General features: G+C 70.8%; 26 protein-coding genes and 1 tRNA gene. 14 read left to right on the forward strand and 13 right to left on the reverse strand.

Translation table 11 applies throughout. The features are described 5' to 3' along the window. Positions 1-179 precede the first annotated feature (179 nt). The 4 genes from ABTW64_RS02960 to ABTW64_RS02975 all read right to left on the reverse strand — a co-directional run bounded on the left by ABTW64_RS02960 (position 180) and on the right by ABTW64_RS02975 (position 3526). Positions 180-1301 (reverse strand): FUSC family protein, encoded by a 1122-nt coding sequence (locus ABTW64_RS02960; RefSeq protein WP_350619032.1) that lies wholly within the window; start codon positions 1299-1301, stop codon positions 180-182. A 15-nt stretch (positions 1302-1316) separates the two neighbouring features. Continuing rightward, positions 1317-2456, reverse strand: coding sequence for a CAF17-like 4Fe-4S cluster assembly/insertion protein YgfZ (ygfZ, locus tag ABTW64_RS02965; protein WP_350619034.1), 1140 nt, complete (start codon positions 2454-2456; stop codon positions 1317-1319). Further along, positions 2456-3061, reverse strand: coding sequence for a nitrobindin family protein (locus ABTW64_RS02970; RefSeq protein ID WP_350619036.1), 606 nt, complete (start codon positions 3059-3061; stop codon positions 2456-2458). The genes ygfZ and ABTW64_RS02970 overlap by 1 nt, the downstream gene beginning before the upstream one ends. 174 nt (positions 3062-3235) lie before the next feature. After that, entirely contained in the window at positions 3236-3526 is a 291-nt protein-coding gene (locus ABTW64_RS02975; protein ID WP_350619038.1) for a hypothetical protein, read from the reverse strand. Positions 3527-3761: 235 nt separating this feature from the next. Here ABTW64_RS02975 and ABTW64_RS02980 point away from each other — a divergent pair, with 235 nt between their 5' ends. The 9 genes from ABTW64_RS02980 to ABTW64_RS03020 all read left to right on the forward strand — a co-directional run bounded on the left by ABTW64_RS02980 (position 3762) and on the right by ABTW64_RS03020 (position 13875). Then, a complete protein-coding gene (locus tag ABTW64_RS02980) occupies positions 3762-4454 on the forward strand; it encodes a response regulator transcription factor (RefSeq protein WP_350619040.1) in 693 nt (230 codons plus the stop codon). 11 nt (positions 4455-4465) lie between these two features. Then, on the forward strand, positions 4466-5158 hold the full coding sequence (locus ABTW64_RS02985; protein ID WP_350619042.1) for an aspartate/glutamate racemase family protein: 693 nt from the start codon (positions 4466-4468) through the stop codon (positions 5156-5158). A 63-nt stretch (positions 5159-5221) separates the two neighbouring features. Then, positions 5222-7393 (forward strand): RNA degradosome polyphosphate kinase, encoded by a 2172-nt coding sequence (locus tag ABTW64_RS02990; RefSeq protein WP_350619044.1) that lies wholly within the window; start codon positions 5222-5224, stop codon positions 7391-7393. After that, entirely contained in the window at positions 7390-8331 is a 942-nt protein-coding gene (locus ABTW64_RS02995) for an NUDIX hydrolase (protein WP_350619046.1), read from the forward strand. Before ABTW64_RS02990 ends, ABTW64_RS02995 begins: the two co-directional genes overlap by 4 nt. 176 nt (positions 8332-8507) lie before the next feature. Continuing rightward, entirely contained in the window at positions 8508-9620 is a 1113-nt protein-coding gene (locus ABTW64_RS03000) for a phosphate ABC transporter substrate-binding protein PstS (protein WP_350619048.1), read from the forward strand. A gap of 143 nt (positions 9621-9763) precedes the next feature. After that, positions 9764-10738: a phosphate ABC transporter permease subunit PstC gene (gene pstC, locus ABTW64_RS03005; RefSeq protein WP_350619050.1), complete on the forward strand. Its 975-nt coding sequence runs from the start codon at positions 9764-9766 to the stop codon at positions 10736-10738. Continuing rightward, positions 10738-11835, forward strand: a complete 1098-nt coding sequence (pstA, locus tag ABTW64_RS03010) for a phosphate ABC transporter permease PstA (protein WP_350619052.1) — start codon at positions 10738-10740, stop codon at positions 11833-11835. Before pstC ends, pstA begins: the two co-directional genes overlap by 1 nt. Positions 11836-11921: 86 nt before the next feature. Beyond that, the gene (gene pstB, locus ABTW64_RS03015) at positions 11922-12701 is read left to right on the forward strand and encodes a phosphate ABC transporter ATP-binding protein PstB (protein WP_350619054.1); all 780 of its coding nucleotides are present in this window, start codon (positions 11922-11924) and stop codon (positions 12699-12701) included. Positions 12702-12792: 91 nt separating this feature from the next. Next, on the forward strand, positions 12793-13875 hold the full coding sequence (locus tag ABTW64_RS03020; protein ID WP_350619056.1) for an N-acetylglucosamine-6-phosphate deacetylase: 1083 nt from the start codon (positions 12793-12795) through the stop codon (positions 13873-13875). Positions 13876-13973: 98 nt separating this feature from the next. Here ABTW64_RS03020 and ABTW64_RS03025 read toward each other — a convergent pair whose 3' ends face one another. Together ABTW64_RS03025 and ABTW64_RS03030 are read right to left on the reverse strand one after the other, a co-directional pair. Then, positions 13974-14870: an aminodeoxychorismate lyase gene (locus tag ABTW64_RS03025; protein WP_350619058.1), complete on the reverse strand. Its 897-nt coding sequence runs from the start codon at positions 14868-14870 to the stop codon at positions 13974-13976. A 225-nt stretch (positions 14871-15095) separates the two neighbouring features. Next, the gene (locus ABTW64_RS03030) at positions 15096-15725 is read right to left on the reverse strand and encodes a DNA-directed RNA polymerase subunit beta (protein WP_350619060.1); all 630 of its coding nucleotides are present in this window, start codon (positions 15723-15725) and stop codon (positions 15096-15098) included. 79 nt (positions 15726-15804) lie between these two features. Here ABTW64_RS03030 and ABTW64_RS03035 point away from each other — a divergent pair. Then, positions 15805-15877: transfer RNA gene (locus ABTW64_RS03035), tRNA-Lys, on the forward strand. A 35-nt stretch (positions 15878-15912) separates the two neighbouring features. Here the strand turns inward: ABTW64_RS03035 and ABTW64_RS03040 are convergent. The 6 genes from ABTW64_RS03040 to ABTW64_RS03065 are packed head-to-tail and all read right to left on the reverse strand — an operon-like array spanning position 15913 to position 21602. Next, positions 15913-17109, reverse strand: coding sequence for an alpha/beta fold hydrolase (locus ABTW64_RS03040; RefSeq protein WP_350619062.1), 1197 nt, complete (start codon positions 17107-17109; stop codon positions 15913-15915). Then, positions 17106-17912 carry an N-acyl homoserine lactonase family protein gene (locus ABTW64_RS03045; RefSeq protein ID WP_350619064.1) on the reverse strand — a complete coding sequence of 269 codons (807 nt, stop codon included), beginning with the start codon at positions 17910-17912 and terminating at the stop codon, positions 17106-17108. Before ABTW64_RS03045 ends, ABTW64_RS03040 begins: the two co-directional genes overlap by 4 nt. Positions 17913-17946: 34 nt before the next feature. After that, positions 17947-18363, reverse strand: coding sequence for a carboxymuconolactone decarboxylase family protein (locus ABTW64_RS03050; protein WP_350619066.1), 417 nt, complete (start codon positions 18361-18363; stop codon positions 17947-17949). Then, positions 18360-19289 carry an NAD(P)-dependent oxidoreductase gene (locus tag ABTW64_RS03055; RefSeq protein WP_350619068.1) on the reverse strand — a complete coding sequence of 310 codons (930 nt, stop codon included), beginning with the start codon at positions 19287-19289 and terminating at the stop codon, positions 18360-18362. Before ABTW64_RS03055 ends, ABTW64_RS03050 begins: the two co-directional genes overlap by 4 nt. Before the next feature lie 25 nt (positions 19290-19314). Next, positions 19315-20235, reverse strand: a complete 921-nt coding sequence (locus ABTW64_RS03060; protein ID WP_350619070.1) for a carbon-nitrogen hydrolase family protein — start codon at positions 20233-20235, stop codon at positions 19315-19317. 26 nt (positions 20236-20261) lie between these two features. After that, entirely contained in the window at positions 20262-21602 is a 1341-nt protein-coding gene (locus tag ABTW64_RS03065; RefSeq protein ID WP_350619072.1) for an MFS transporter, read from the reverse strand. A 107-nt stretch (positions 21603-21709) separates the two neighbouring features. Here ABTW64_RS03065 and ABTW64_RS03070 point away from each other — a divergent pair, with 107 nt between their 5' ends. Further along, entirely contained in the window at positions 21710-22615 is a 906-nt protein-coding gene (locus ABTW64_RS03070; RefSeq protein ID WP_350619074.1) for a LysR family transcriptional regulator, read from the forward strand. A gap of 65 nt (positions 22616-22680) precedes the next feature. Continuing rightward, entirely contained in the window at positions 22681-23358 is a 678-nt protein-coding gene (locus ABTW64_RS03075) for a DNA alkylation repair protein (RefSeq protein WP_350619076.1), read from the forward strand. Here ABTW64_RS03075 and ABTW64_RS03080 read toward each other — a convergent pair. Continuing rightward, positions 23346-23672 carry a DUF7882 family protein gene (locus ABTW64_RS03080; protein WP_350619078.1) on the reverse strand — a complete coding sequence of 109 codons (327 nt, stop codon included), beginning with the start codon at positions 23670-23672 and terminating at the stop codon, positions 23346-23348. The genes ABTW64_RS03075 and ABTW64_RS03080 overlap by 13 nt on opposite strands. Before the next feature lie 182 nt (positions 23673-23854). Here ABTW64_RS03080 and ABTW64_RS03085 point away from each other — a divergent pair, with 182 nt between their 5' ends. Continuing rightward, complete coding sequence (locus tag ABTW64_RS03085) at positions 23855-24280, forward strand: YciI family protein (RefSeq protein WP_350619080.1); 426 nt, start codon at positions 23855-23857, stop codon at positions 24278-24280. Beyond that, positions 24277-25530: an RNA polymerase sigma factor gene (locus ABTW64_RS03090; RefSeq protein ID WP_350619082.1), complete on the forward strand. Its 1254-nt coding sequence runs from the start codon at positions 24277-24279 to the stop codon at positions 25528-25530. The genes ABTW64_RS03085 and ABTW64_RS03090 overlap by 4 nt, the downstream gene beginning before the upstream one ends. Positions 25531-25619 lie beyond the last annotated feature (89 nt).

Genomic DNA, 25619 nt, shown 5'->3' on the forward strand with positions numbered 1-25619 from the left:
CCACTGCACACCAATGTGCGTGTGCACTGGCCTGTGCGTGCGCCCTGGGACACGGTGCGCCCCGCCTGACCTCCCCGACTGCACACCAATGTGCGTGTGCACTGGCCTATGCCTGTGCCCGGGCCGGTCACGGACCACGCGCGAGACCACACGCACATTGGTGTGCACTCGGGCGGTGGTCAGAGGCGCGGCAGCGCGGCGCGCGCCTCGGCGGGCGGCAGGCCCGTGGCGACGAGGAGGTCGACCACGAGCGGGCGCAGGGCCGACACCAGCGCCTGCTCGCCGATCGAGGCACCCGGCAGCATCGCCGCGGGGTCGAGGCGGCGGGCGATCGCGAGCAGCGCCTCGCGCGCCACGGGCTCCTGCGCGATGTCGTCGAGCGAGGCGCCCACCAGGCTCGCGGCCCGCGCGATCTCGGCCATGGCCTCGCCCGGAACCGGCAGCTCGCGCCCCAGATCGGTCACGTAGACGATCCGGCGCCCCACTACGCGCAGGTTGCGCATCGCGAGGTCCATCGCCTGCAGGATGCGTGCCTGGCGCTCCAGCTCCGTGCGACGGCTGCGCAGGAACGGCGAGACGCGGGCGATCGCCCGTCCCGACTCGAGAGAGGCGCGCCACGCGTCGAGCGGCCCCTGCAGCGCGCGGGCCTTCTCGAGCCCGCGCTCTGCGCGCAGCCGGTCGCCTCGCCGCAGCGCCGTGACCAGTCGGGCGGCGGCGGCGTCGAAGCCTTCGAAGAACACGCGCGCCTCGCGCAGCACGGCCGCGAGCGGGTTGCGCGGCAGCAGCGCGGTCATGACCACCGCCATCACGCCGCCGAACAGGCCGTCCAGCAGCCGAGAGAACGGCAGCGGGCCGACCGGCAGGATCATGGCGATCGCCGCCTGGATCGCCGCCGCGATCGCGAAGTGCGGCGCGGGCGACAGGAACCGGGCGACGAGCATCGTCACACCCAGCGCGACGGCGAGCTGCCACCATCCGGTTCCGAACAGCAGCCGCAGCCCCTCCGCGAGCAGGATGCCCGTGAGCATGCCGATCACGGTCTCGACGACCCGGCGGGGGCGGGCGTCCCGCGCCAGTCCGAGGCTCGAGATCGACACGGTCGCCGCGATCATGGGGGTCTGGTGGCCGAGCAGCACCTGCGCTAGCACGTACGCCGCGGTCGCGGCCACCACGATCTGGGCGACAGCGATCCAGGACTCGCGCAGGCGGGCGAGCCCCGGACGCGGCGAGAACCGGGTGCGCCACGTGACGGGGACGGCGACCGTGTTGGTCGACGGGGCGGGCCCCTGTGCGTCCGACATCCCGGATGCGCCGGCTTACTTCGCCGGGGGCTCGGCGAGCGGGCGGCGAGACAGGCGCGTCAGGCGCGGCACCTCCGCCGTGGCGCCGGCATCGGCGGGCACGATGATCTCCTGGGCGGCCGCGATGCGCGCGCCGTCGGCACGGATCTCGAGCGCCGCGGCGGCCGGCACGCGGCGCGCGAGCACCGCGAGGGCGATCGGCCCGAGGTCGTGGTGCAGCGCGCTGCTGGTCACATGTCCGGCTTCGGCCGCCTCGCCGTCGGGCCCCGCCTGCAGCACGGGCGTGCCGGGCTCGGGCAGCACGCTGTCGCTCCCGTCGAGGTGCAGCAGCGTGAGCCGGCGCGGCGGATGCCCGAGGTTGTGCACCTTCGCGACGGTCTCCTGACCGCGGTAGCACCCCTTGTTCAGGTGCACGGCCGTGCGCAGCCAGTCGTACTCGTGCGGGATCGCCCGCTCGTCGACCTCGCGGCTCCATCGCGGGCGCCAGGCCGCGATGCGCAGGGCCTCGGCCGCGAGAAGCCCCGCCAGCTCGAGGTCGGCGAGCCGGGGCAGCGCGCTGCGCTCGACCAGGGCCTCGATCCACGCGTACCCGGCTCCGGGATGCGCGTCGGATGCGGCGTACTGCCACCCTCCCACGGCCACGTCGCGCCATGGGTCGCCCCAGACGACGGGCAGGCCGTGGGGCCGGAATGCCTCGAGGGCGACGCGCTTCTCGGCGTCTCCCCGCTCCATGAATCCCAGCACCGCGAGGTCGTCGCGCAGCCGCACCTCGACCTGCGAGCGGAAGCGCATCATGGTGAGCCACTTGGCCAGGCCCGCGGCGTCGCCCGAGTCGACGATCAGCCAGGTGGATGATCCGTCGTCGAGCACCCCGGCGGCATGCTCCACCCGGCCGTGCGGATCGAGCACCAGCAGCTCCGTGGACTGGCCCGCCGCCAGGCCCGTGAGCGCCTGCGACGTGATCGAGTCGAGCCACGTGAGGCGATCCGGTCCCGCCACCTCGATCACCGCACGATCATCGCGGGGCACGGCCGCGTGGCCCGCGGCCAGGCGACGCTGCTCGCGCACGGGATCGCCGAAGTGCGCGATGCCCTCGTCTCCGGCCACGGCGCCGGAGCGGTCGGCGAAGAAGAAGGGCGTCGCCTCGCCGGTCATCAGCTCACCTTCGCGAGCCGGGCCGACGCGTGCGAGCCGAGCTCACGGCCGAGCGCCGCGATGTCCCACGCCCACAGCAGGTGGCCCTCGACGAGGCCGTAGATGCGCGTCGCCGCGGCGTAGTGACGCGCGCTGGCGGTGCGCACCACGGCGTCGGTGGCCAGATCGATGCGGGGTCCCTTGACCTGCCCGAGATACAGCTCGCTCACGCCGTCGGAGTGGACGACCGAGACCTCCAGGTCGAAGCCGCCCTCCGCGTTGCGCAGCTTCTCGACGTCGTCGGCCGTGCGCACGTACTCGGACTCGAGCGGCGGCAGCAGGCCGGGGCCCGGTTCGGCGCCGCCGAGCGGACGGGCGAGGCGCCAGAACCCGGTCTCGGAGTTCAGCGCCCGTGCGGGCGTGCCATCCGAGGAGGTGAGGAACGCCGTGGCGGCGTAGTTCAGATAGGGGCCGCCGTCATGGCTGAAGCTCACGCGATGCGTGAACTCGCCCTCGAAGTGCGTGTCGCCGACGTGATAGTCGATCACGCCGGTCCCCTCCCACACGCCGAGCAGCCACGAGAGGGGCGCCAGGTCGGCGGGGAGGTCGGTGGGCAGCTCGATCATGCTGCCGCCTTTCAGCGCTGGCCGCGGAACAGGTTCCAGACCACCGCGCCGGAGACGAAGGCGATCGCCAGGCTGGCGAGGCCCAGCAGCCCGACGAAGAAGAGTTCGAGCGCGACGAGATCCATGCGTCCCACTCTAGCGTGTCGGCCCGGGAGGGTCTCGCCGCCGGTCGCGTCAGACCGGGCTGACGGCGACGAGCACCGCCACGAGCGCGACCACGCCGATGAGCGCGAGCGCACCCAGCGCCGCGACCCCCACGCGGAAGATGTAGCCGCTCGTGCGACCGTCGATCAGATGCGCGACGAAGCCGAAGATCACCGAGAGACCGCCCGCCACGCCGAACCAGCGGAAACGCCACTCGAACGGCACGAACACGGCGATCGCGAGGGCGGCCACGAGGGCGAACGCCCACGTCGCCACGATGCCGCCGTATCGACGCCGCGGGGCGAGCTCGGGAAGGGTCACCGACACATTGTCCAAGAGGAGCGGGCGATCCGGCAAACGACCGCGCCGCGCCGCGGGAGCAGCGGGCCTGCGGCGTGCGGAGCACGGCCTATGATGGGTGCCACGATGCGCGACCCCACCGCATCCATGGGGCGGCCGCCGTGCCGCCGCACCATCGAGAAGGATCGAAGGTCTCGTCCTGTCCGGGGGACTTTCGGCCCGAGGCGCACTCCCCACCGCGCCGGAAGGACGTCGTTTGGCCCAGCTGCTTGTCCTGAGCTCCGCCCCGGGCGGGGGCGCCGTTCTGCCCGCCCTCGAGCTGCTGAGCCACCGCGTGCGACAGATCCCCGCCGAGCCCGCGCAGCTCGTGAACGCCCCGAGCGCGGACGTCATCTTCGTCGACGCCCGCACCGACCTGGTGGGCGCGAAGTCGCTGTGCAAGATCCTCAACACCACGGGCCTCGACGCGCCGCTCGTGCTGGTGGTCACGGAGGGCGGCCTGACCGCGGTGTCGACCGACTGGGGAATCGACGACGTCATCCTGGTCACCGCGGGGCCCGCCGAGGTCGACGCGCGGGTGCGCCTCGCGATCGGACGCCAGGCCAGCGAGCAGGTGTCCACCCGCATCCAGACATCCGGCATCACGATCGACGAGTCGTCGTACTCGGCGAAGGTGCACGGCAAGCCGCTCGACCTCACGTACAAGGAGTTCCAGCTGCTGCACTTCTTCGCGACGCACCCGTCGCGGGTGTTCACGCGCGAGCAGCTGCTCAGCGAGGTGTGGGGCTACGACTACTTCGGGGGCACGCGCACCGTCGACGTGCACGTGCGGCGCCTGCGCGCCAAGCTCGGCGACCTCGAGCAGCTGATCGGCACGGTGCGCAACGTGGGCTACCGCTTCAACGTGTACGAGGACGACCAGCTGCCGGCCCCCTCCTCCTCGTCCTGAGCGACGTCGCGATGAAGAGGATCGGACTGCTCGGGGGCATGAGCTGGGAGAGCTCGGCCCTCTACTACCGCCTGCTCAACACGGGCGTGCGCGATGCCCTGGGCGGATTGCACTCGGCCTCCTGCGTCATGGGCTCGGTCGACTTCGCCGAGATCGAGCGCCTGCAGAGCGCCGCGCGCTGGGACGAAGCCGGAGAGGTGCTCGCGCGCGAGGCGCGCGCGCTGGTGGCGGCCGGCGCCGAGGCCCTCGTGCTCTGCACGAACACCATGCACCTGGTGGCCGAGCACATCGAGCGTGCCGTGGACGTGCCCCTGCTGCACATCGTCGACGTGACAGCCGAGGCGATCCTCGCGGCGGGGAAGCGCCGCGTGGCCCTGCTGGGAACGATCTTCACCATGGAGCAGCCCTTCTACGCCGATCGCATGGCGCGCCACGGCGTCGAGACGCTCGTCCCCGCCCCCGGCGAGCGCCAGGACATCAACCGGGTCATCTACGACGAGCTCGTGCGCGGCGTCGTGAGCGACGACTCGCGCAAGCGGTACATCGAGATCGTCGAGCGCCTCGCCGCGGAGGGCGCGGAGGGCGTGATCCTCGGCTGCACCGAGATCGAGCTGCTGATCGGCGCCGACGACGTGAGCATCCCCGTGTACCCGACGACCGCTCTGCACGCACAGGCCGCCGTCGCATTCGCGCTGGGGCGCTGACTCCCCGCGCCGGATGCGAGGCTCGTTCACGCGCGCGACACGTCACGGTGGCAGGATGTCCGCATGATCGACTCCGCCATCGTGGACACCGGCATCGGCGACGCCGAGGACGACGACTTCGACGCGGCGATCGAGGCACCGGACGCCCAGCTGCCCGAGAACCGCTATCTCGACCGCGAGGTGAGCTGGCTCGCCTTCAACCAGCGCGTGCTCGAGCTGGCCGAGGACCCGTCGCTGCCGGTGCTCGAGCGGGCGAACTTCCTGGCCATCTTCGCCAGCAACCTCGACGAGTTCTTCATGGTGCGCGTCGCGGGCCTGAAGCGCCGCATCGTGACCGGACTGGCGGTGCCCACCAACGTCGGCAAGGCGCCGGCCGAGGTCCTGGCGGCGATCTCCGACGAGGCGCACGCGCTGCAGCTGCGCCACGCGGCCGCGTGGAACGAGCACGTGCGTCCCGCTCTGGCCGAGGCGGGCATCGAGGTGGTGGGCTGGAGCGCGCTCGGCGACGAGGAGCGCCAGGCGCTCTACGACTACTTCCAGGCCAAGGTGTTCCCCGTGCTGATGCCGCTCGCGGTCGACCCGGCGCATCCGTTCCCGTACATCTCGGGGCTGTCCCTGAACCTCGCCATCCGCATCCGCAACGCCCGCACGGGCCGGCAGGAGTTCGCTCGTCTCAAGGTGCCGCCCATGCTCCCGCGTTTCGTGGAGGTGCCGGGAAGCACCGCCGTGCGCTACCTGCCGCTCGAGGAGCTCATCGCGCAGCACCTCGACGACCTCTTCCCCGGCATGGAGGTGCTCGACCACCACGCGTTCCGGCTCACGCGCAATGAGGACGTGGTGATCGAGGAGGACGAGACAGAGAACCTCATCCAGGCGCTCGAGGCCGAGCTGCTGCGCCGGCGGTTCGGTCCTCCCATCCGGCTCGAGATCACCGACGACATGGACGACGTCACGCTCGACCTGCTCATCAAGGAGCTGGACATCACCGAGCAGGAGGTCTACCGCCTGCCCGGACCGCTCGACCTGCGGGCGCTGTTCGACCTGTCGCGCATCAAGCGTCCCGACCTGCACTACCCGCCGCACGTGCCGACCACGGCGCTGGCATTCCAGGCGGCCGAGCAGAGCAGCAGCGCGCGCGCCGACATCTTCGCCGCGATCCGCAAGGGCGACGTGCTCGTGCACCACCCCTATGAGTCGTTCGCCACCAGCGTGCAGGCCTTCCTGGAGCAGGCCGCCAAGGACCCCAACGTGCTGGCCATCAAGCAGACGCTGTACCGCACGTCGGGCGACAGCCCGGTGGTGCAGGCGCTGATCGACGCGGCCGAGGCGGGCAAGCAGGTGCTCGCGCTGGTCGAGGTCAAGGCGCGCTTCGACGAGGCCAACAACATCGTGTGGGCGCGAAAGCTCGAGAAGGCCGGCGTGCACGTGGTCTACGGCCTCGTCGGGCTCAAGACCCACTGCAAGCTGGCGCTCGTGATCCGCGAGGAGAAGGGCGAGCTGCGCCACTACAGCCACGTGGGCACCGGCAACTACAACCCCAAGACGAGCCGCCTCTACGAGGACTTCGGCCTGTTCACGACCGACCCGCAGGTCGGCCGCGACCTGACCCGCCTGTTCAATGAGCTCAGCGGCTACGCCATCGAGAAGAAGTTCAAGCGGCTGCTGGTGGCGCCGCTGCACCTGCGCAAGGGGCTCATCCGGCTCATCGACCGGGAGCGCCGCCATGCGCTCGCCGGCAAGCCCGCCCACGTGCGCATCAAGGTCAACTCGATGGTCGACGAGCAGATCATCGACGCGCTCTACCGCGCCAGCATCGCGGGCGTGAAGGTCGACGTGTGGGTGCGCGGCATCTGCTCGCTGCGCACCGACCTGCCGGGCGTCAGCGACAACATCACGGTGCGATCGATCCTGGGCCGCTACCTCGAGCACTCGCGCATCTTCGCGTTCGAGAACGACGGCGAGCCGGAGGTGTACATCGGCAGCGCCGACATGATGCACCGCAACCTCGACCGCCGCGTCGAGGCGCTCGTGCGGGTGACCGCCCCCAAGCACATCAGCGAGCTGCTCACGCTCTTCGAACAGGCGATGGACGAGCGCACCAGCTCGTGGCATCTCGGCCCCGACGGCGTGTGGACGCGCCACAGCGTGGACGACGACGGCAAGCCGCTCGTGGATCTGCAGGACCGCAGGATGAGCGCCGTGCGCCGCCGACGTCAGGCCCGCGTCACGCGATGACGTCGGAGGTCGCCGTCTATGCCGCGGGAGGCGTCGTGTGGCGTCTCGCCGACGGGAAGCTGCGCGTGCTGCTGATCCACCGCACCAAATACCGCGACATCACGCTGCCCAAGGGCAAGGTCGACCCGGGCGAGATGCTCGCCGAGACGGCGGTGCGCGAGATCTGCGAGGAGACGGGCATCCAGGTCGCGCTGGGCGCTCCGCTCGGGGTGTCGCACTACCGCCTGCCGAGCGGCCGGCAGAAGATCGTGCACTACTGGGCCGCCGAGGCGCGCGACAGCGCGATCCGTGCCAGCACGTTCAAGCCCAACGCCGAGATCGCCGCGCTCGAATGGGTGAGCCTGAAGAAGGCGCACGCGCGCCTCAGCTACCCGGTCGACATCGAGATCCTCGAGAGCTTCGAGCGCCTCGTCGACGACGGGGTGCTGCACACGTTCCCCGTCATCGCGCTGCGCCACGGCAAGGCGCTCCCCCGCGACGAGTGGGACGGCCGCGACGCGCTGCGACCGCTGCACCCCAAGGGCAAGCAGCAGGCGAAGGCCGTCGTGGGCCCGCTGAGCGCGTTCGGCGTGCGGCGCATCGTGTCCAGCACCGCCGTGCGCTGCGCCAAGACCGTCGCGCCGCTCGCGAAGGCGCTCGGGCGCCGCGTCGACGAGACCGACCTGATCAGCCAGGACGCCTGGGAGGACGGCACGTCCGACGTGCGCGAAGTGGTGGGGCGGCGCGTCCGCGCCGGCAAGCCGGCGGTGCTGTGCAGCCACGGACCCGTGCTGCCGGACATCCTGTCGGAACTGGCCCTCGCGACCGCCACCCTCCGAGGCTCCTACCTGACGGACGCGGCGTCCCTGGAGACGGGTGCCTTCAGCGTCGTGCACATCTCGGCTACGAATCCCGGATCCGGCATCGTCTCGATCGAGACGCATGCCCCGAAGGTGTGAGTCGCCGCTTCCCCGAGAATCTCCTGCGTGATCCGGCATCTCTGCAGGATCGATGCGGGCAGTTCACCTTCCGTTCACCACTTCAGCGCAGTCTCTTCACTGTCAGCTTCTACGGTCACGAAGTGCCCTGCGACCCGGCGGGGCCGTCCCCTGAATCCTGATCGAACGGAAAAACAGTGAAGATCACCCGTCTCACCAGCATCGCCGCCCTCGGCACGCTCGCCGCGGTCGCCCTCGCGGGCTGCGCCGCCAACGAGGGCGCGCCCGCCGGCAGCGGTGCTCCCACCGACGGCGGCACCGCCTCGACGATCAGCGGCACCATCGAGGCCACCGGCGCCTCGTCGCAGGAGGCCGCGCAGCAGGCCTGGGTGGCCGCCTTCCAGACCGCCAACCCCGAGGCGAACGTGCTCTACACCGCCACCGGCTCTGGAACGGGCCGCGAGAACTTCATCTCCGGCGCCTCGAACTTCATCGGCTCCGACCGCGCGTTCAACGCGGAGGAGCTCGAGGCGGGCGGCTTCGGCGCCTGCGTGAGCGACGACATCGTGGAGGTGCCGGCCTACATCTCGCCCGTCGCCATCGCGTTCAACCTCGAGGGCGTCGACACGCTGAACCTCGACGGCGAGACGATCGCGAAGATCTTCTCGGGCGAGATCAGCAACTGGAACGACGAGGCCATCGCCTCGCAGAACGAGGGCGTCGAGCTGCCCGACCAGACCATCGTCCCGGTGCACCGCGCCGACGCCTCGGGCACGCAGGAGACCTTCACCTCGTACCTCGCCGCCGTCGCCCCCGACGCCTGGACCCACGAGCCCTCGGACGAGTGGCCGCTGCAGTCGGGTGAGGCCGGCGACGGCACCTCCGGCGTGGTCGACGCCATCACCAACGGCGCCGGCTACATCGGCTTCGCCGACGCGTCGCGCACGACCGGTCTCGGCCAGGTGGCCGTCAAGAACGGCGACGAGTACGTCGCCTACTCGGCCGAGGCGACCGCCGCGCTGGTCGAGGCCTCGCCGCTCGAGGAGGGTCGTTCGGCCCACGACCTCGCGTTCGCGGTCGACGCCGCCGCCGCGCCGGAGGGCTCGTACCCGATCGCCCTGGTCAGCTACCTGATCGCCTGCACCGAGTACGAGGACCCCGAGGTCGCCGCGCTCGTCAAGGAGTACATCGGCTACGTGACCAGCGAGGAGGGCCAGCAGGTCGCCGCCGAGGCCGCCGGCAGCGCACCGCTCTCGGCCGGCCTGCAGGAGCAGATCGCGTCCGCCCTCGAGGCGATCACGGTCGAGTGACCTCGTCGGGACACGCCATTTCGAAGCGATAGCGACGGTGCCCTCGCGCCTTCCCTCATGGGATTCTGAGCGCGAGGGCATCGTCGCGTCACCTCTCACCCAGCAGCATCAGCACGACCCCAGCACCTGAGGAGCGGGACCGCATGACAACGACCACGACGGAGCCGAGCGCGCCCCCCAGCGGCTCCGCCCGGGCGCCGAAGCCCGTGCTTCGGCCCGGAGACCGGATCTTCTCGGGCACCGCGCTCGCGGCGGGCACGATCATCCTGATCACGCTCGCGGCCGTGGCCATCTTCCTGATCGTGCAGGCGCTGCCGGCGTTCAAGCCCGACACGTCGGGCAACCACATCCTCGAGGGGCAGCCGTTCCTGCAGTGGGTGTGGCCGTTCGTGTTCGGCACGCTCTGGGCGTCGGCCATCGCGCTGGTGATCGCGGCGCCGATCGCGCTCGGCATCGCGCTGTTCATCTCGCACTACGCCCCCCGCCGCCTGGCCGCACTGCTCGGGTACGTGATCGACCTGCTCGCGGCGGTGCCCTCGGTCGTGTTCGGCCTGTGGGGCGCACTGACCTTCGCGCCCATGCTGGTGCCGTTCTACAAGTGGCTCAACGAGAACCTCGGCTGGATCCCGATCTTCGGCGGAACGCCCTCGGGCACAGGCAAGACCATCCTGACCGCCTCGCTCGTGCTGGCGGTGATGATCCTGCCGATCATGACCGCGATCTGCCGCGAGGTGTTCCTGCAGACCCCGAAGCTGCACGAGGAGGCCGCTCTCGCCCTGGGCGCCACGCGCTGGGAGATGATCCGGATGGCCGTGCTGCCGTTCGCGCGCAGCGGCATGGTGTCGGCCGCGATGCTGGCCCTCGGGCGCGCGCTGGGCGAGACCATGGCCGTGACGCTTGTGCTCTCGCCGCTGGGCGTCGTGACGTTCAACCTGCTGAATCCCGAGAACCCCACGACCATCCCCGCGATCATCGCCCTGCGCTTCCCCGAAGCGCACGACGAGGGCGTGTCGACCCTGATCGCCGCGGGCCTCATCCTCTTCATCGTCACCTTCGCGGTGAACGCCATCGCGCGCTGGATCGTCGCCCGCCGCGCCGAGTTCTCGGGAGCGAACTGATGTCGGCCACCACCACCGCCACCGCCCGGGCCACGACGCCCAGGGTCTCGCTCACCACGGGTCGCCTGCCGCGCTGGGCGCCGTGGGCTCTGCTCGGCTTCGTGCTGTTCGTGTCGTGCGTGCTCTTCGCGTTCCTGAACACCTCGGGCGACGTCGCCGACTTCAACATCGTCGGCGCGCTCGTCGTGGGCATGCTGCTGTACCTGGTCGCGATCGCCGTGATCTCTTCCATCGCGGAGACCCGCCGCCACGCCGTCGACCGCATCATGACCGCGCTCGTCGCAGGCGCGTTCGTCATCGCGCTGCTTCCGCTCGTGTCGCTGCTCTACACGGTGATCGTCAACGGCGTGCAGCGCTTCGACCCCGAGTTCTTCAGCTTCTCGATGCGCAACATCGCGGGCGAGGGCGGCGGCGCCGTGCACGCCATCTGGGGCACGCTGCTGGTGACGCTCGGCGCCACGATCATCTCGGTCCCCATCGGCCTCATGACGTCGATCTACCTGGTCGAGTACGGTCGCGGGCGCCTGGCGAAGGCCATCACGTTCCTCGTCGACGTCATGACCGGCATCCCGTCGATCGTCGCCGGTCTGTTCATCTACTCGGTGTTCGCCCTGCTCGTCGGCCCCGGAACGCGCATGGGCATCATGGGCTCGCTGGCCCTGTCGGTGCTGATGATCCCGGTCGTGGTGCGAGGCAGCGAGGAGCTGCTGCGCATCGTGCCGAACGAGCTGCGCGAGGCGTCGTACGCGCTCGGCGTGCCGAAGTGGCTCACGATCATGAAGGTCGTGCTGCCCACCGCGATCGCCGGCATCACCACCAGCGTGATGCTCGCGATCTCGCGCGTCATCGGCGAGACCGCGCCGCTGCTGCTCACGGTGGGCATCGTGCCGAACCTGAACGTGAACATGTTCGACGGGCAGATGGCCACGCTCCCCGTGTTCGCCTACATGCAGGCGAAGTACCCCGGCATCCCGCCCGAGGCGTTCTTCGATCGCGCATGGGCGGCCGCGCTCACCCTGATCGTGATCGTCATGGTGCTCAACCTCGGCGCACGCGTGATCGCCAAGGTCTTCGCGCCGAAGATGACCGGCCGCTGACACCCCACCCGAACGTCCGGGCCCTCCCGAGCGCCCCGCACTTCCGAACTTCCCGACTTCCGACTTCCCGACTGAAAGAGACCCAGGTGTCCAAGAGCATCGAAGTCAACGACCTCAACGTCTATTACGGCGACTTCCTCGCCGTCGAGGGCGTGTCCATCGACATCCAGCCCCGCACCGTCACGGCCTTCATCGGCCCCTCCGGCTGCGGCAAGTCGACCTTCCTGCGCACCCTCAACCGCATGCACGAGGTCATCCCCGGCGCGCGGGTGGAGGGCGAGGTGCTGCTCGACGGGCAGAACCTGTACGGCTCGGGCGTCGACCCCGTGCTCGTGCGCCGCCAGGTGGGCATGGTGTTCCAGCGGCCGAACCCGTTCCCCACGATGTCGATCCGCGAGAACGTGCTGGCGGGCGTGACCCTCAACAACAAGCGCATCTCGAAGAGCGACGCCGACGATCTCGTCGAGAAGTCGCTGCGCGGCGCCAACCTGTGGAACGAGGTCAAGGACCGCCTCGACCGGCCCGGGTCCGGCCTGTCCGGCGGTCAGCAGCAGCGTCTGTGCATCGCGCGCACGATCGCGGTGTCGCCCGAGGTCATCCTGATGGACGAGCCGTGCTCGGCCCTCGACCCCATCTCGACCTTCGCGATCGAGGAGCTGATCGCCGAGCTGAAGAACGACTACACGGTCGTGATCGTGACGCACAACATGCAGCAGGCGTCGCGCGTGAGCGACAAGACCGCGTTCTTCAACATCGCGGGCACCGGCAAGCCGGGCAAGCTCATCGAGTACGACGAGACGACCAAGATCTTCACCACCCCCTCGGTGCAGGCCACCGAGGACTACGTCTCGGGCCGGTTCGGCTGATCGCGGCCGATCGGGAACGGCTCCGCCCTCGGGCGGGGCCGTTCCGCTTCTCCGGCCCATTCCCGGCGCCGGTCTGCGGCAGGATGTTCGCATGAGCGCCGTTCTCGTGTCCGCCGACCGCGCGATCGACGCGGACGGAGCGGATGGACCGGCCTGGGCCGTCGTCGACGGCGGCCGGATCGCGCAGCGAGGCGCGGGTGCACCGCCCCGCGAGCCGGATCGCCGCGTCGACGCACTGGTGCCCGGCTTCGTGGACGCCCACGTGCACGGAGCCCGCGGCGTCGACTTCGCGACGGTGGGCGCCGATCCGGCCGAGGCGATCGCGTGGCACGCCTCCCGCGGGTCGACCTCGCTGATCGCCTCCCTCGCCACCGGCTCGCTCGACGCCACGCGGACCCGGCTCGCCGAACTGGCGCCGCTCGTCCGCGACGGCGCATTGGCCGGCCTGCACCTGGAGGGGCCCTTCCTGAGCGCCGGACGGCGCGGCGCCCACAACCCCGAGCTGCTGCGCGCGCCCGAACCCGCGGCGATCGACGCGCTGCTGGAGGCGGGGCGCGGTGCCATCCGGATGATCACGCTGGCACCCGAGCTGCCGGGCGCCCTCGAGGCCGTGCCGCGGCTCGTGGCCGCCGGCGTGAGCGTCGCGATCGGTCACACGGAGGCCGATGCCGACACGGTGACGCGTGCCGTCGACCTCGGCGCGTCGATCGTGACCCACCTGTTCAACGGGATGCCGCCGCTGCACCATCGCTCCCCCGGGCCCGTGGGCGTCGGGCTGTCGGATGGACGGCTCACGGTGGAGCTGATCGGCGACGGCGACCATCTCGACGACCGGGTGCTCGACCTCGCTCTGCGCGACTGCGCGGGCCGCGCGATGCTCGTCTCCGACGCGATGTCCGCCGCCGGGCTCGGCGACGGCGACTACACGCTGGCGGGATCACGGGTCATCGTGCGCGAGGGCGTCGCGACGCTCGCGGGAACGCCCTCGCTCGCGGGCAGCACATCGTCGGTCTCCGACGCGGTCGAACGGCTGCTGGCGCGCGGTGCGGACCTCGCGACGATCGTCGAGCTGACCGCCGGCGTTCCCGCCCGCGCGCTCGGCCTGCCGCGCCCGCTTCTGGTGCCGGGCCGCCCGGTCGTCGCGATCGATGGCGGGCGGATCATCCGGCTCTGAGGCCGCGTGACCGCCATCCGGCACGGCTCGCTCGCCACCGCACGCCACGCCACGCCACGGCACTGCGCTCCGCGCTTCCTGCGTCCTGCCGGCGCCGGTCAGTCGCGCGGGCTGAGCAGATAGGCGTTCATCGCCGCCGTGAGCTCGCGGTCGACCGGCAGCGCGCGGCCGTCGAGATGCGTCACCGGGGCGGCGAGGCGCACGCTCGAGACCAGCCACATGCCATCCGCATCGGCGAGCGCCGCCGCCGGCACGTGCTCGTAGCCCGTGGAATGCCCGTTGTCCTCGAGCCAGTCGAACACGCTCAGCTGCGTCGTGCCGTGCAGGATGCCGCCGGTCGGCTCAGGCGTGACGAACGTGTCGCCGTGACGCAGGATGACCGACGCGGTGGGCGCCTCGAGCACGTAGCCGTCGCTCGTCAGGAAGATCGCGTCGTCGGCGTCACGCCGGTGCGCCTCGCGCAGGGCGGCCATGTTGACTGCATAGGACAGGGTCTTCGCACCCAGCAGCAGCCACGGCGCCCGCGCGCCCGCTGCGCTGTCGAGGCCGCGATCGAGCGTCACGACCCGGATGCCGTGGGTGCGGGCCGCCGTCATGTCGGCCGCGGGCGATGCGGTGACCCAGGCCGTGGGGCCCTCGAGGCCGGTCGCCATCCGCTCCACGCCTCTGCTCAGGATCAGCTTGATGGCGCTCTCGCCCTCGGGGCATTCCGCCGCCGCGCGCTCCACGGCGGCGCGCCACTGCCCCAGGTGCGGCGCCGGAAGGTCGCACAGCCGGGCGGAGTGCGCCAGGCGCTCCAAGTGCGCCTGCACCTCCTGCGGATGGCCGTCGACCACGCCGATGGTCTCGAAGATGCCGTCGCCGCGCTGTGTGCTGAGCTCGCCCACACTCAGGGCGGGCGCATCCGGGTCGATCACGGTCAGCGTGTCGGCGAAGTCCGTGCGGGGGTCGTCGGCGGCAAGGGGGGCGACGATGAGGGCGAAGCGCCAGGTCATGCCACGAGCCTATGGCCGCCGGGCACAGAAGTGCCGGACCGCAGAAACGCCTCTCGGCGCGAGGCCGCTCAAAGCGGCGAAAGTTGGAGCCCGGGGTTTGCTGCGGCCCGGCTACTCCAGTGTAACCAAGGGTCCGGCCCGGGCATTCCCGGGTGCCCGATCTCCACCGGATGCCCAGGTCGCCGGGCCGCCCGCCCCTCCCATCCGGCCGGTTCTCGCGCCGGCTCAGGTCAGGGCGTCGCGGCGCCAGAGCTTCGCCGCCGCGGTGAGGTCGCCGGCGTAGGTCGACAGGCGCAGCGCGCGAGTGGTGAGCTCGGTGGAGCGGCCCGGCTCGGTGCGCTCGTAGTCGTCGGCGAGGTGCGTCGCACCGGATGCCTGCACGCGGCAGAACGCGGCGGCCCGGTCGAGGGCGACCGCGAAATCGCCCTGGAACGCGCCCCGCAGGATGGTGTCGATCAGCGCGACCAGCTCATCCGGCCCGGCGGGCATCGGGGCGCCGGCGACGAGGGCGTCCGAGGAGCGCAGCTCGACCCGGCCGCGGTCGTAGAGCAGCGCCGCCGTGCGAGGGTCGTCGTGGATCGACAGCTGCATGAGGTACAGCCGCCACAGCGCGCCGGGCAGGGTCTTGGCGGGCGACCGCGACCACAGCTCGGCGATGTCGTCGATGCCGTGGTGCGACGTGAAGGCGATGAGGCGGTCGACGACGCCCGGGTCGTCGGCATGCCGCACGCGCGAGAGCAGGGCCGCCGCGGTCGAGTGCGCCGTGCGCGACACCTCCGCGGGATCCTCGGCGGCGAAGAGCCGGTCGAAGGTCTCCGACGGACGCCGCACGGGCTTGTGGAAGTCGTCGGTCATCGATCCAGGATCGCACGCGGCAACGAGGCCGGGGCCCGGTGCGACGCACGGCCCCGGCGGGGGCACGTAAAGTGGACGCGGGCCTATAGCTCAGTTGGCAGAGCATCGGACTTTTAATCCGCGGGTCGTGGGTTCGAGCCCCACTGGGCCCACTCCCTCTCCGCCTCGAGGCGGTCTCGGTCGCGACTCAGCCGGGACGGCCGGACGCCACCCGGGCCAGCGCTGCCTCGAGGTAGCGCGCGAACACGGCCGGATTCTCGGCGTGCGGGAAGTGGCCGAGCTCGCGCATCTCCTCGAATGACGCGTTCGGGATGGCCTCGGCGAGCTCGCGGGACGCCGCCGGCGGAACGGTCGTGTCGTAGCTGCCGCTCAGCACCGCGACATGCGGACTCGACGGGGTGAGTCCGCCGGCCACCTCGGCGAAGTCCCACTGCAGATAGGAGTCGATGTCAGCCCCGTAGAGCCCGAACCCGCCCGACGAGTAGCCCCACCACACCCGCTTGCGGAACTCCGCAGGCGACGCGGGGTTCATGAGCCCGTACGTCCATTCCGGCACGAACAGCGACGGGTTCACGTCGGTGGCGCGCAGCGCGGGGTCGGCGCGATTGCGCACCCCGCGCCCCGCCTGGCACGCGACGCCGCCCGCGAAGCGATCGGGATGCGACGCGATGGCGTGCACGACCGCGGCCCCCGCCATCGATGCGCCGACCAGGATCGGCTGGGTCAGCTCGAGCGCGTCGGCGATAGCCACGATGAAGTCGGTGTACGACGCGGGCGTGAGCGTCCATCCGCCGACAGGCACATCGAAGGCCGGGCTGGACCGGCCGTGCCACGGGAGGTCGACCGTGACGAGCCGCCACCGGTCGAGCAGGTCGGTCTCGGTCATCACGCCGTGCCACTGCGTCGTGTCACTGCCCGCGGTGGCGAGCGCGAGCAGCACGGGGCCTGACCCGGCGCTCTCGACGTAGACGTCCGCGGTTCCCAGCGCCGACGAGACGCGCCGGTACTCGCCGCGGGCGTCCAGCGGTCGCGACGGGGCGAACCGCTCGCATCGACCGCCGCGGGCGGCGTCCAGAACCGCCCGCACGACGTGCAGATGGCGGATGTATGCGTCCTGGTCGCCGTGCAGCACGACCCGAGCGGTGCGCACCAGGTGCACGATGCTCTGCTCGCCCGCGACGGGCTCGGAGGCGAGCAGGCCCTCCCAGACCGCATCCGCCGCACGGAGGACGAACCGGGGCTCTCCCCCGACGGCCATCGCGCCGTCCTCGACCCGCATCCGGAACGACCATGAGTCGCCTGCGAGCTCGAATGCGATCGTCGCCCCGCGGACCAGCGCGGCCACCTCCGGAGCCCCCAGCGCCGCACGGATCCGCTCGTTCATCGCCGCTCGCCGATCGTGGCGGCCAGGCCGCCCAGCGCGCCTTCGAGCGCCGTGTGCCGGCCCAGCTCGCCCGAGTCGTGACCGCTGACGATGTGCACGACCGGCGCCGCGCGCAGCCGCTCGAGCACCTCGAACGAGCGCGGCAGGTCGGCCATGGACTGGAAGAGCATGTCGCGTTCCATCTCCTCGTGGAAGTGCACGGCGTCGCTCGCGAGGAGCACCGTGCCCTCCGTCGTCTCGACGGTCACGATCGCCTGCCCGGGCGTGTGCCCTCCGACGGCGGCGACGAGCACGCCCGGCGCGACCTCCACCTCGGCGTCGAAGACGCGCAGGCGCCCCTCCCGCTGCGCTTCCTCGAGTGCGCGCATCGCTCCCCGATCGCCGAAGTGCGCGAACAGGACCCGGCGTGCCATCTCGCCCGTCCAGAACTCGAACTCTTCTCGGGCGATGAACACGGGCGACCGGCGGAACGCCTCGATGTTGCCGATGTGGTCGTAGTGCGCGTGCGTGACGACCACGGGATGGCCGGCCTCCGGGTCGATGCCGAGCTCTCGCAGCGCGTCGATCGGATCGATCAGCACCTCCCGCCCGCGCCTGACCCCTTCCTCTCGCGAGTAGCCGGTGTCGACGATCACGACCTCGTCGCCACGGCGCAGAACCCAGAGGTAGTAGTCGAGGCGATGGGGGCCGTCCGGCTCGCCGTAGAACGCGTAGTTCATGTAGGCGTCGGAGCGGGTCGTCGAGCGGGTGCCGTGCTTGACGATCACCACCTGCCAGGAGTCCAGAGACGGCGACAGCGGCATGCTTTCCTCTCGTGTCCTCAGCACTGCCCGGGCTTTACGCGCCCGAGCCGCCTTCGTGCACGGCGACCGACGGCTCGATGCCCTCGGCACCGACCACCTCGCGCCACGCCTCGAAGCCCGTTTGGAAGGCGACGATCCCGGCCTCGGGCAGCGCGATCTCGATCGCCTCGAGGATCTCCGTGGGGCTCAGTCCCAGGTCGAGGGCGACGCGGATGTGGGACTGGATGTGTCCCTTCGACGCCCGCATCACGGTGAGCGAGACGATGAAGATGAGCTCCTTCGTCTTGCGGTCGAGGGTCCGCTGGTCGAGGTAGGCGGCCGAGACCACGTGGTTGGCGGCCTGCAGCACCGGGAAGTCGTGCTTGGCCATCACCTTGTGGTAATCGAGCACGTACCCGCGCTTGGCAGCCATGTCGTCGATGTAGGCCTGGGGGTCCTGGGAATCGGTCATGCGCTGATCTCCTTCTCGTTGTCGCTGGTCGGTCGGTCGCTGGTCGGTCGGTCGCTGGTCGGTCGGTCGCCGAGCCCGTAGAGGCGCCCGATCTCGGTGTGGTCGGGCACGTCGCCGAGGCTCGTGCGCCCCGTGCGCAGCCGCTCGAACGCGGCACGGACGACCGGGGTCTCGAGGCCCTCGCTCAGCCCCATCGCGATGGTCATGTCCTTGAGCATCAGGTCATAGGCGAAGCCGCTGTCGAAGGTCCCGGTGAGGATGTACCGGGGGAACTTGAGCTCGGTCGCCTGGCTCCGGCCCGTGGCGGCGTTGAGCACATCGGTCATCACCGCCGGATCGATGCCGAAGCGCGCCGCCATGCTCAGCGCCTCGCTCGCCACAGCGATGTTGCTGGCGCTCACCAGGTTGTTGAGCGCCTTGGCCGCGTCGCCGGCGCCGGCCGGGCCGACGTGCTGGATCGACGATCCGAGCACCTCGAGATGCGGCATGGCGCGGGCGACCGCGTCCGCGCCGCCGCCGACCATGATGGCCAGTTCCCCGCTCACGGCCTTCGGCACGCCGCCGGAGACGGGAGCGTCGACGTAGTCGATGGCCCGCTCGGCGGCCTCCGCGGCGAGCGCACGCGTGCTCTCGGGCTCGCTCGAGCCCATGTCGATCACGAGCGCGCCCTCCGGCAGCCGCGCGAACAGCCCGCTCTCGCCACGCAGGATGCTCTCGACATGGCGGCTGGTCGGCAGCATCAGGATCACCGTGTCGACGTCGGGCGCGGCCGCCGCCGGGTCGTCGACGGCGGTCGCCGCCCCGTCGCCCACGACTCGGGCGACCGCCTCGTCGGACAGGTCGAAGACCACGGTCGGGAACGTCCTCGCGTGCAGGACGGCCATCGGGGCTCCCATGTGCCCCAGGCCGATGAACAGGGTCGACATGCGGTTCCTTTCTCTCGGTCGCGAGTCAGTCGAAGACGACGGGTCGCTGCGGGCGGGTGTGCACGCGCAGCTCGAAGACGTCCGGCCGTGCGTAATGACCCACGGTGTCGAAGTCGAGGTGCGATCGGGTCTTCGCACCGGGATCGATCTCGGCGAACAGGATCGTCTCCTCCCCGAAGACGGGGCCGGCCAGGGTCTCGCCGGTCGGGGCGACGATCATGCTGCCTCCCCGCATCACGACGTCGCCCCCGGGCGGCTCCTCGTCGAAGGGGTGGTCCTCGGGGAACGCGTCCTTGGTGATGTACTGGCACGCGGAGAGCACGTGGGTGCGGCCCTCGAGCGCGATGTGGGTCATCGTGGCGGCCCAGCTCGGACGGTCGTCCGCCGTGGGCGCGCAGTAGATCTCGACTCCCTGTGCGTACATGGCCTGCCGCAGCAGGGGCATGTAGTTCTCCCAGCAGATGACCGTCCCCACGCGGCCCACGCCGGTGTCCATGGTGTCGAGCGTCGACCCGTCGCCGAAGCCCCAGATGAGGCGCTCGGCTCCGGTCGGCATGAGCTTGCGGTGGAACCCCGCGACCCCCGCCTCCGGCTCGATCATGACGGCGGTGCAGTACAGCGTGCGCCCGAACCGCTCGATGATGCCCATGACGATCGCGAGCCCTAGGTCGCGCGCGGCTTCGCACAGTCGCGCCATCTGCGGACCGTCGATCGCGACGGCTCCTTCGGCGTACCGCTGGTACTGCTCGCGCCCGGCCTCCGTACGGATCCCCACCGGGGCGCCGAAGGTGCTGCCCTTCGGGTACCCGCCGATGAAGGCCTCGGGAAAGACGGCGAGCGCGGCGCCTCCTGCAGCGGCCTCCTGCATGAGCCGCACCGCCTTCTCGGTGGAGGCGTCCGGGTCGAACGGAATCGACGCCGCCTGGATCACAGCGACCTTGTGCATGTGCTCTCCTGTCCCAGCCGTCGCGCTCAGCCGCGCGAGATGTCGGTGCCCTTGGTCTCCGGCAGCGTCGGCAGCAGGATGACCAGAGCGAGCACGGCGACGGCCATCACGTAGAACGCCGGCGAGATCAGCACACCCGTGCCCGCCACGAGGGCCGCCGCGATGAGGGGCCCGGGGCCGGCCAGCAGCGCGTACGCGACGTTGTATCCGATCGCCGATCCCGTCGCCCGGATGGACGCCGGGAAGACCTCCACCAGCAGCACGTTGTTGACGACGGCCGTGCAGGCGACGAACAGGGCGAACGGAACGAGGGCGGCGCCGGCGATCCACGGGTTCCCGGTGCTCATCAGCCAGAAGGCGGGAACGCTCCACACGATGAGTCCGATCAGGCCCGTGTAGAGCACGGGACGACGGCCCAGGCGGTCGACGGCCATGCCCACGACGGGGTTCAGGGCGACGTAGATGACCAGCACGACGCCGCAGACCACGAGCGCCTCGAGTCGCGGCATGCCCACGGCCCCCGAGAGGAAGTTGTTCACGTACGTGATCAGGTAGTAGAGGCTCACCCCGAAGATGCCCGAGAACGCGAGGGTCATCACGAACGCCTTCACCTTCGCCGCCGTGGGGGTGACCTCGACGGTGTTGTTCGCGCGCTTGCGCTCGAGCTCCTCGAACACGGGGGTGTCGACGAGCTTGCGCCGGATGTAGATGGCGATCACGGCCATGAGCAGCGATGCGATGAAAGGCAGGCGCCAGCCCCACGAGTTCAGTGCGTCCTCCGACAGAACACCCGTGAGAAGGGCCGCGGTGAGCGTGCCCACCAGGAAGGCCAGGCCGGCCGTGCCGGTGACCACGCTGGCGTAGATCGCGCGGCGGTTCTTGGGCGCACTCTCGCCGATGTAGGCGGCGGCGCTGGTCCATTCGCTGCCGGCGAAGCCGCCCTGCAGCAGACGCAGGATGACGACGATGATGGGCGCGGCGATGCCGATGGTCTCGAAGGACGGCGTAAGGCCGATCAGCGCCGTGATGATGCCCATGCCGAGCACGGTGATGATGAGCACCGTGCGGCGGCCCAGACGGTCGCCGATCGGGCCGAGGATCAGCGCGCCGAAGGGGCGCGAGATGAAGCCCACGGCGAACACGGCGAGCGACGACAGCATCTCGGCCGTCTCGTTGCCGGACGGGAAGAACTGCGCGCCGATGATGGCGGCGAAGTAGCCGTAGATGGCGAAGTCGAACCACTCCATGAAGTTGCCGATGCCGACCGCCACCATGCGCTTGGTGCGGTCCTGCGGACTCAGCGAGAGCAGGAGTGAGGTGTCGGATGACGCTCGTGCGTCATGCCGCGAGGTGGTCGTGTCGTCCATGCGTGATCTCCCTTGGTCACAGGTGAGGAAAGCCTCCGGCCACTCTGGGACCTCGTTGATCAGCAGTCAAACCGATGTCTATTATGAGGAGTATCAACAGGATTGCTTTGCACCAGGTCGACCTCAATCTGCTGGTCGTGTTCCAAGCCCTCATGCAGGAGGGCAGCGTGACGCGTGCCGGCTACAAGCTCAACCTGTCCCAGAGTGCGGTGAGCGCCGCACTGGGTCGCCTGCGCAAGCTCTTCGGCGATCCGCTCTTCGAGCGCACCCGCGCGGGCATGACTCCCACCGCCAAGGCGCTTTCGCTGTCGTTGAGCATCGGTCCGAGCCTCAGCACGATCGCCTCCGTCATCCTCGACGACGTCGAGTTCGAGCCGTGGCAGAGCTCCCGGACCTTCCACCTCGCGATGTCTGACGACATCGAGATGCTGTTCGGCCCCTGGGTGGCGCGGCAGAAGGTCGATCACAACTGGGGCGTGAACTTCGCCATTCACCAGACGAATAGTCACCTGTGGCGCGAGACGCTCGACGACCCGATCATCGACCTGGTCCTGACGACGACTCCCGCGCACGCCGCCTCCGACTATCAGTCGGAGCCGATGTTCTCGGGCGACTACCGCTGCGTGTACAACCCGCGGCTGCTAAGCCTCTCCGACCCCCTCACCGAGCGGGAGTACATCGAGACCCGCCACGTCCGCGTCTCCTACGACCTCCAGCGGGGGTGGGTCGACGACGTCCTGGCCGCCATGGGCCACAAGCGCAACACGCTGTGCACCATCAGCCACTTCAGCGGGCTCGGCGCCATCCTGCTCGATCTCCCCGTGATCGCCACCGTGCCCGAGCACGTGGCCATCCGCACGGCGGAGATGCTCGACCTGCGGGCCTCCCCCGTGCCGATCCAGATGCCGCGCTTCCAGATCTCGGCGCTGTGGCGCACCGAGGTCGACGGGCTGATCGAGAACCACTGGATCCGGCGGCTGTGCAGCACCTTCGTGCAGGCGCACGGGCTCTGACCCCGGCGCAGGTCCGTCGCCATGCGCACGTCGCCATCGTGCTGCGGCGATCGTAGAGTCGGAGCATGACCGCTGCGATCGACACCGCCGTCGCCGATGTGCTGGCAGAGCTCGCGTCCCTCGAGGACCCGCGCATGCGCGGGGTCAACGAGCGGCACGGCGACGACCACGGCGTGAACCTCACGCAGCTGCGGCAGGTCGCCAAGCGCCTCAAGACGAACCACGAGCTCGCCCAGCAGCTCTGGGCGACCGACGTCACGCCCGCCAAGCTCGTGGCCGTCCTGATCTCCAAGCCCAAGGCGTACTCCGCCGACGATCTCGACAGGATGCTGCGCGAGGCACGCGTGCCGAAGGTGCGCGACTGGCTCGTGAACTACCTGGCGAAGAAGAGCCCGCACGCCGAGCGGCTGCGCCAGACGTGGATCGCCGACCCGGACGAGCACGTCGCCGCCGCGGGATGGGCGCTGACCGCCGAGGCCGTCGCCAAGCGGCCGGAGCTCGTCGATCTCGACGCCCTGCTCGACACGATCGAGGCGGAGATGAAGCAGGCTCCCGCGCCGACGCAGTGGGAGATGAACACGACGCTCGCCTACATCGGCATCCATCATCCGGATCGCCGCGAGCGGGCGCTCGAGGTCGGCGAGCGCCTCCAGGTGCTCAAGGACTACCCCACGCCGCCGAACTGCACGTCGCCGTACGCCCCCGCCTGGATCGGCGAGATGGTGCGGCGTCAGGGGGCCTGACGCGGATCGCCGCCGGCGACGTGCGCCTCGCCTAGCGCGATGCCGCCGAGCCCGGCCGCAGACTCCGCCATCTCGGCGAGCCACTGCTGGTCGAGCTCGGGCGGATCCGTCTCGTCGAACACGAAGCGCAGCGGCACGGCCTGATTCACCCAGATCGTCGATCGCCCGCCACCCTCGCTGGCCGGGTGCTTCCACGAGACCGCGAAGCTCTCGCCCCGGCGCAGCTTGGACAGCATGACCACCTTGAGATGAGACAGCGCGGCGTCGTCGACCAGGATCGGCGGGGCTGAGCTGTCATAGACCAGCATTCCCATGCCCGGACGGTACAACGGTGCCAGGCCGCGGCGAACCGCCTTGACGCGCACCCGTTCTTGTGCGGTCGCGCGCGCGTTCAGGACGGTGTGAAAGATCTTTCCCGTCCATGTCGATCCTGGCTTCCGCCGTTCGACGCAAGGGTGAAAGGGTCATCCCAGGCCCCCGGATCAAGGAGAGAAAGATGCCCAAGTTCATGCTCATCATGCGCGCCACCGACGACGCCGTCTCGTCGTACGAAGAGATGCCCTTCGAGGAGGTCATCGCGGCGATGGGGCGCTACAACGAGTCGATGATGAAGGCGGGGGTGATGGTCGGCGGCGACGGCCTCGCACCCGAGCCGGGGCTGGTCGTCGACTTCACGGCGACGCCGCCGGTCGTCACCGACGGCCCGTACGGCGAGACCAAGGAGCTGTTCAACGGCTTCTGGATGCTCGAGGTGCCGACGATCGAGGAAGCCGCCGAGTGGGCCAAGCGCGCGCCGCTCGGGCCGGGCAGCAAGCTCGAGGTCCGCCGTGTCACCGGGCCCGAGGACTTCCCCGAGGACAACGAGTGGATCGAGAAGGAAGAGCAGTGGCGCGAGGAGCTCGAGGCCAAGAAGGCCCAGTGAGCGACGGCGCGACCGCCTCGGCGATCCGCGCCGTCGAGGCGGTCTGGCGCATCGAGTCGGCGCGCATCGTCGCGACGCTCACCCGTGTCACGGGCGACTTCTCGCTCGCCGAGGATGTCGCCCAGGAGGCCCTCGCCGAGGCGCTCGCGTCCTGGCCGGCATCCGGCGTGCCCGCGAACCCGGGGGCCTGGCTGGTGGCCGTCGGCAGACGCCGCGCAGTCGATCACTGGCGTCGCGAGGCCCGGCGCGACGCGCGCTACGCCGAGCTCGCCCGGGAGCTCGACGAGACGGAGGGGTCGGCCGGCGCCGGATGGGACCCCGACGCGATCGAGGACGACGTGCTGCGCCTGATCTTCATGGCGTGCCATCCTGTGCTGTCACGCGAGGCGAGCGTCGCGCTCACGCTGCGCGTGGTCGGGGGCCTGACGAGCGACCAGATCGCGCGCGCCTTCCTGGTGCCGGTCGCCACCGTGCAGCAGCGCATCGTCCGGGCCAAGAAGACGCTCGCCGCAGCCTCGGTGCCGTTCGAGCCGCCCCCGTCAGATGAGTATCCCGCCCGTCTCTCGGCCGTGCTCAGCGTGCTGTACCTCGTCTTCAACGAGGGGTATGCGACGAGCGCGGGTCCCGGATGGATGCGTGTCGATCTCACCCGTGAGGCCCTGCGGCTCGCGCGCGTGCTGGCGGGGCTGCTGCCGCGTGAGCCCGAGGTGCACGGGCTGGTCGCCCTCATGGCGCTGACCGCCGCGCGCTTCCCGGCACGCCTGGACGACGACGGGGAGCCGATCCTGCTCGCCGATCAGGATCGCTCGCGGTGGGATCGCGAGCTCATCGCCCTCGGCCGAGACGCCCTCGCGCGCGGCGACGCACGCGGGCGCGGGCGCGGGCCGTACGCGCTGCAGGCCGCGATCGCCGAGTGCCACGACGTGGCGGCGTCAGTCGACCAGACCGATTGGGATCGCATCGTGGTGCTGTACGAGGCACTGGGGCGCATCGCGCCCTCCCCCGTGGTCGAGCTCAACCGCGCCGTCGCGGTGTCGATGGCGGAGGGCCCCGCCACCGCGCTGCGCATCGTGGACGGGCTGGCCGAATCCCTCGCGGGCTACGCGCAGCTGCCGGGCGTGCGCGGCGAGCTGCTCATCCGGCTGGGTCGGCTCGAGGAAGCGCGCGCGGCGCTGGCCGAGGCCGCCCGCCTCACCGCGAGCGACGCGGAGCGGGCGGTCTTCGAGCGCAAGCTGCGCGCGCTCGGGTGAGCGGGTCACCCAGCCGCACCGGCGCTATGCCCTCGCCGGCACCCAGGTCGCCGCGCGCGGTCGGGAGGATCCTCTGCACCTCGACGTGG

It is taken from the genome of Microbacterium sp. NPDC096154 (genome assembly GCF_040302945.1).
Classification (GTDB): domain Bacteria; phylum Actinomycetota; class Actinomycetes; order Actinomycetales; family Microbacteriaceae; genus Microbacterium.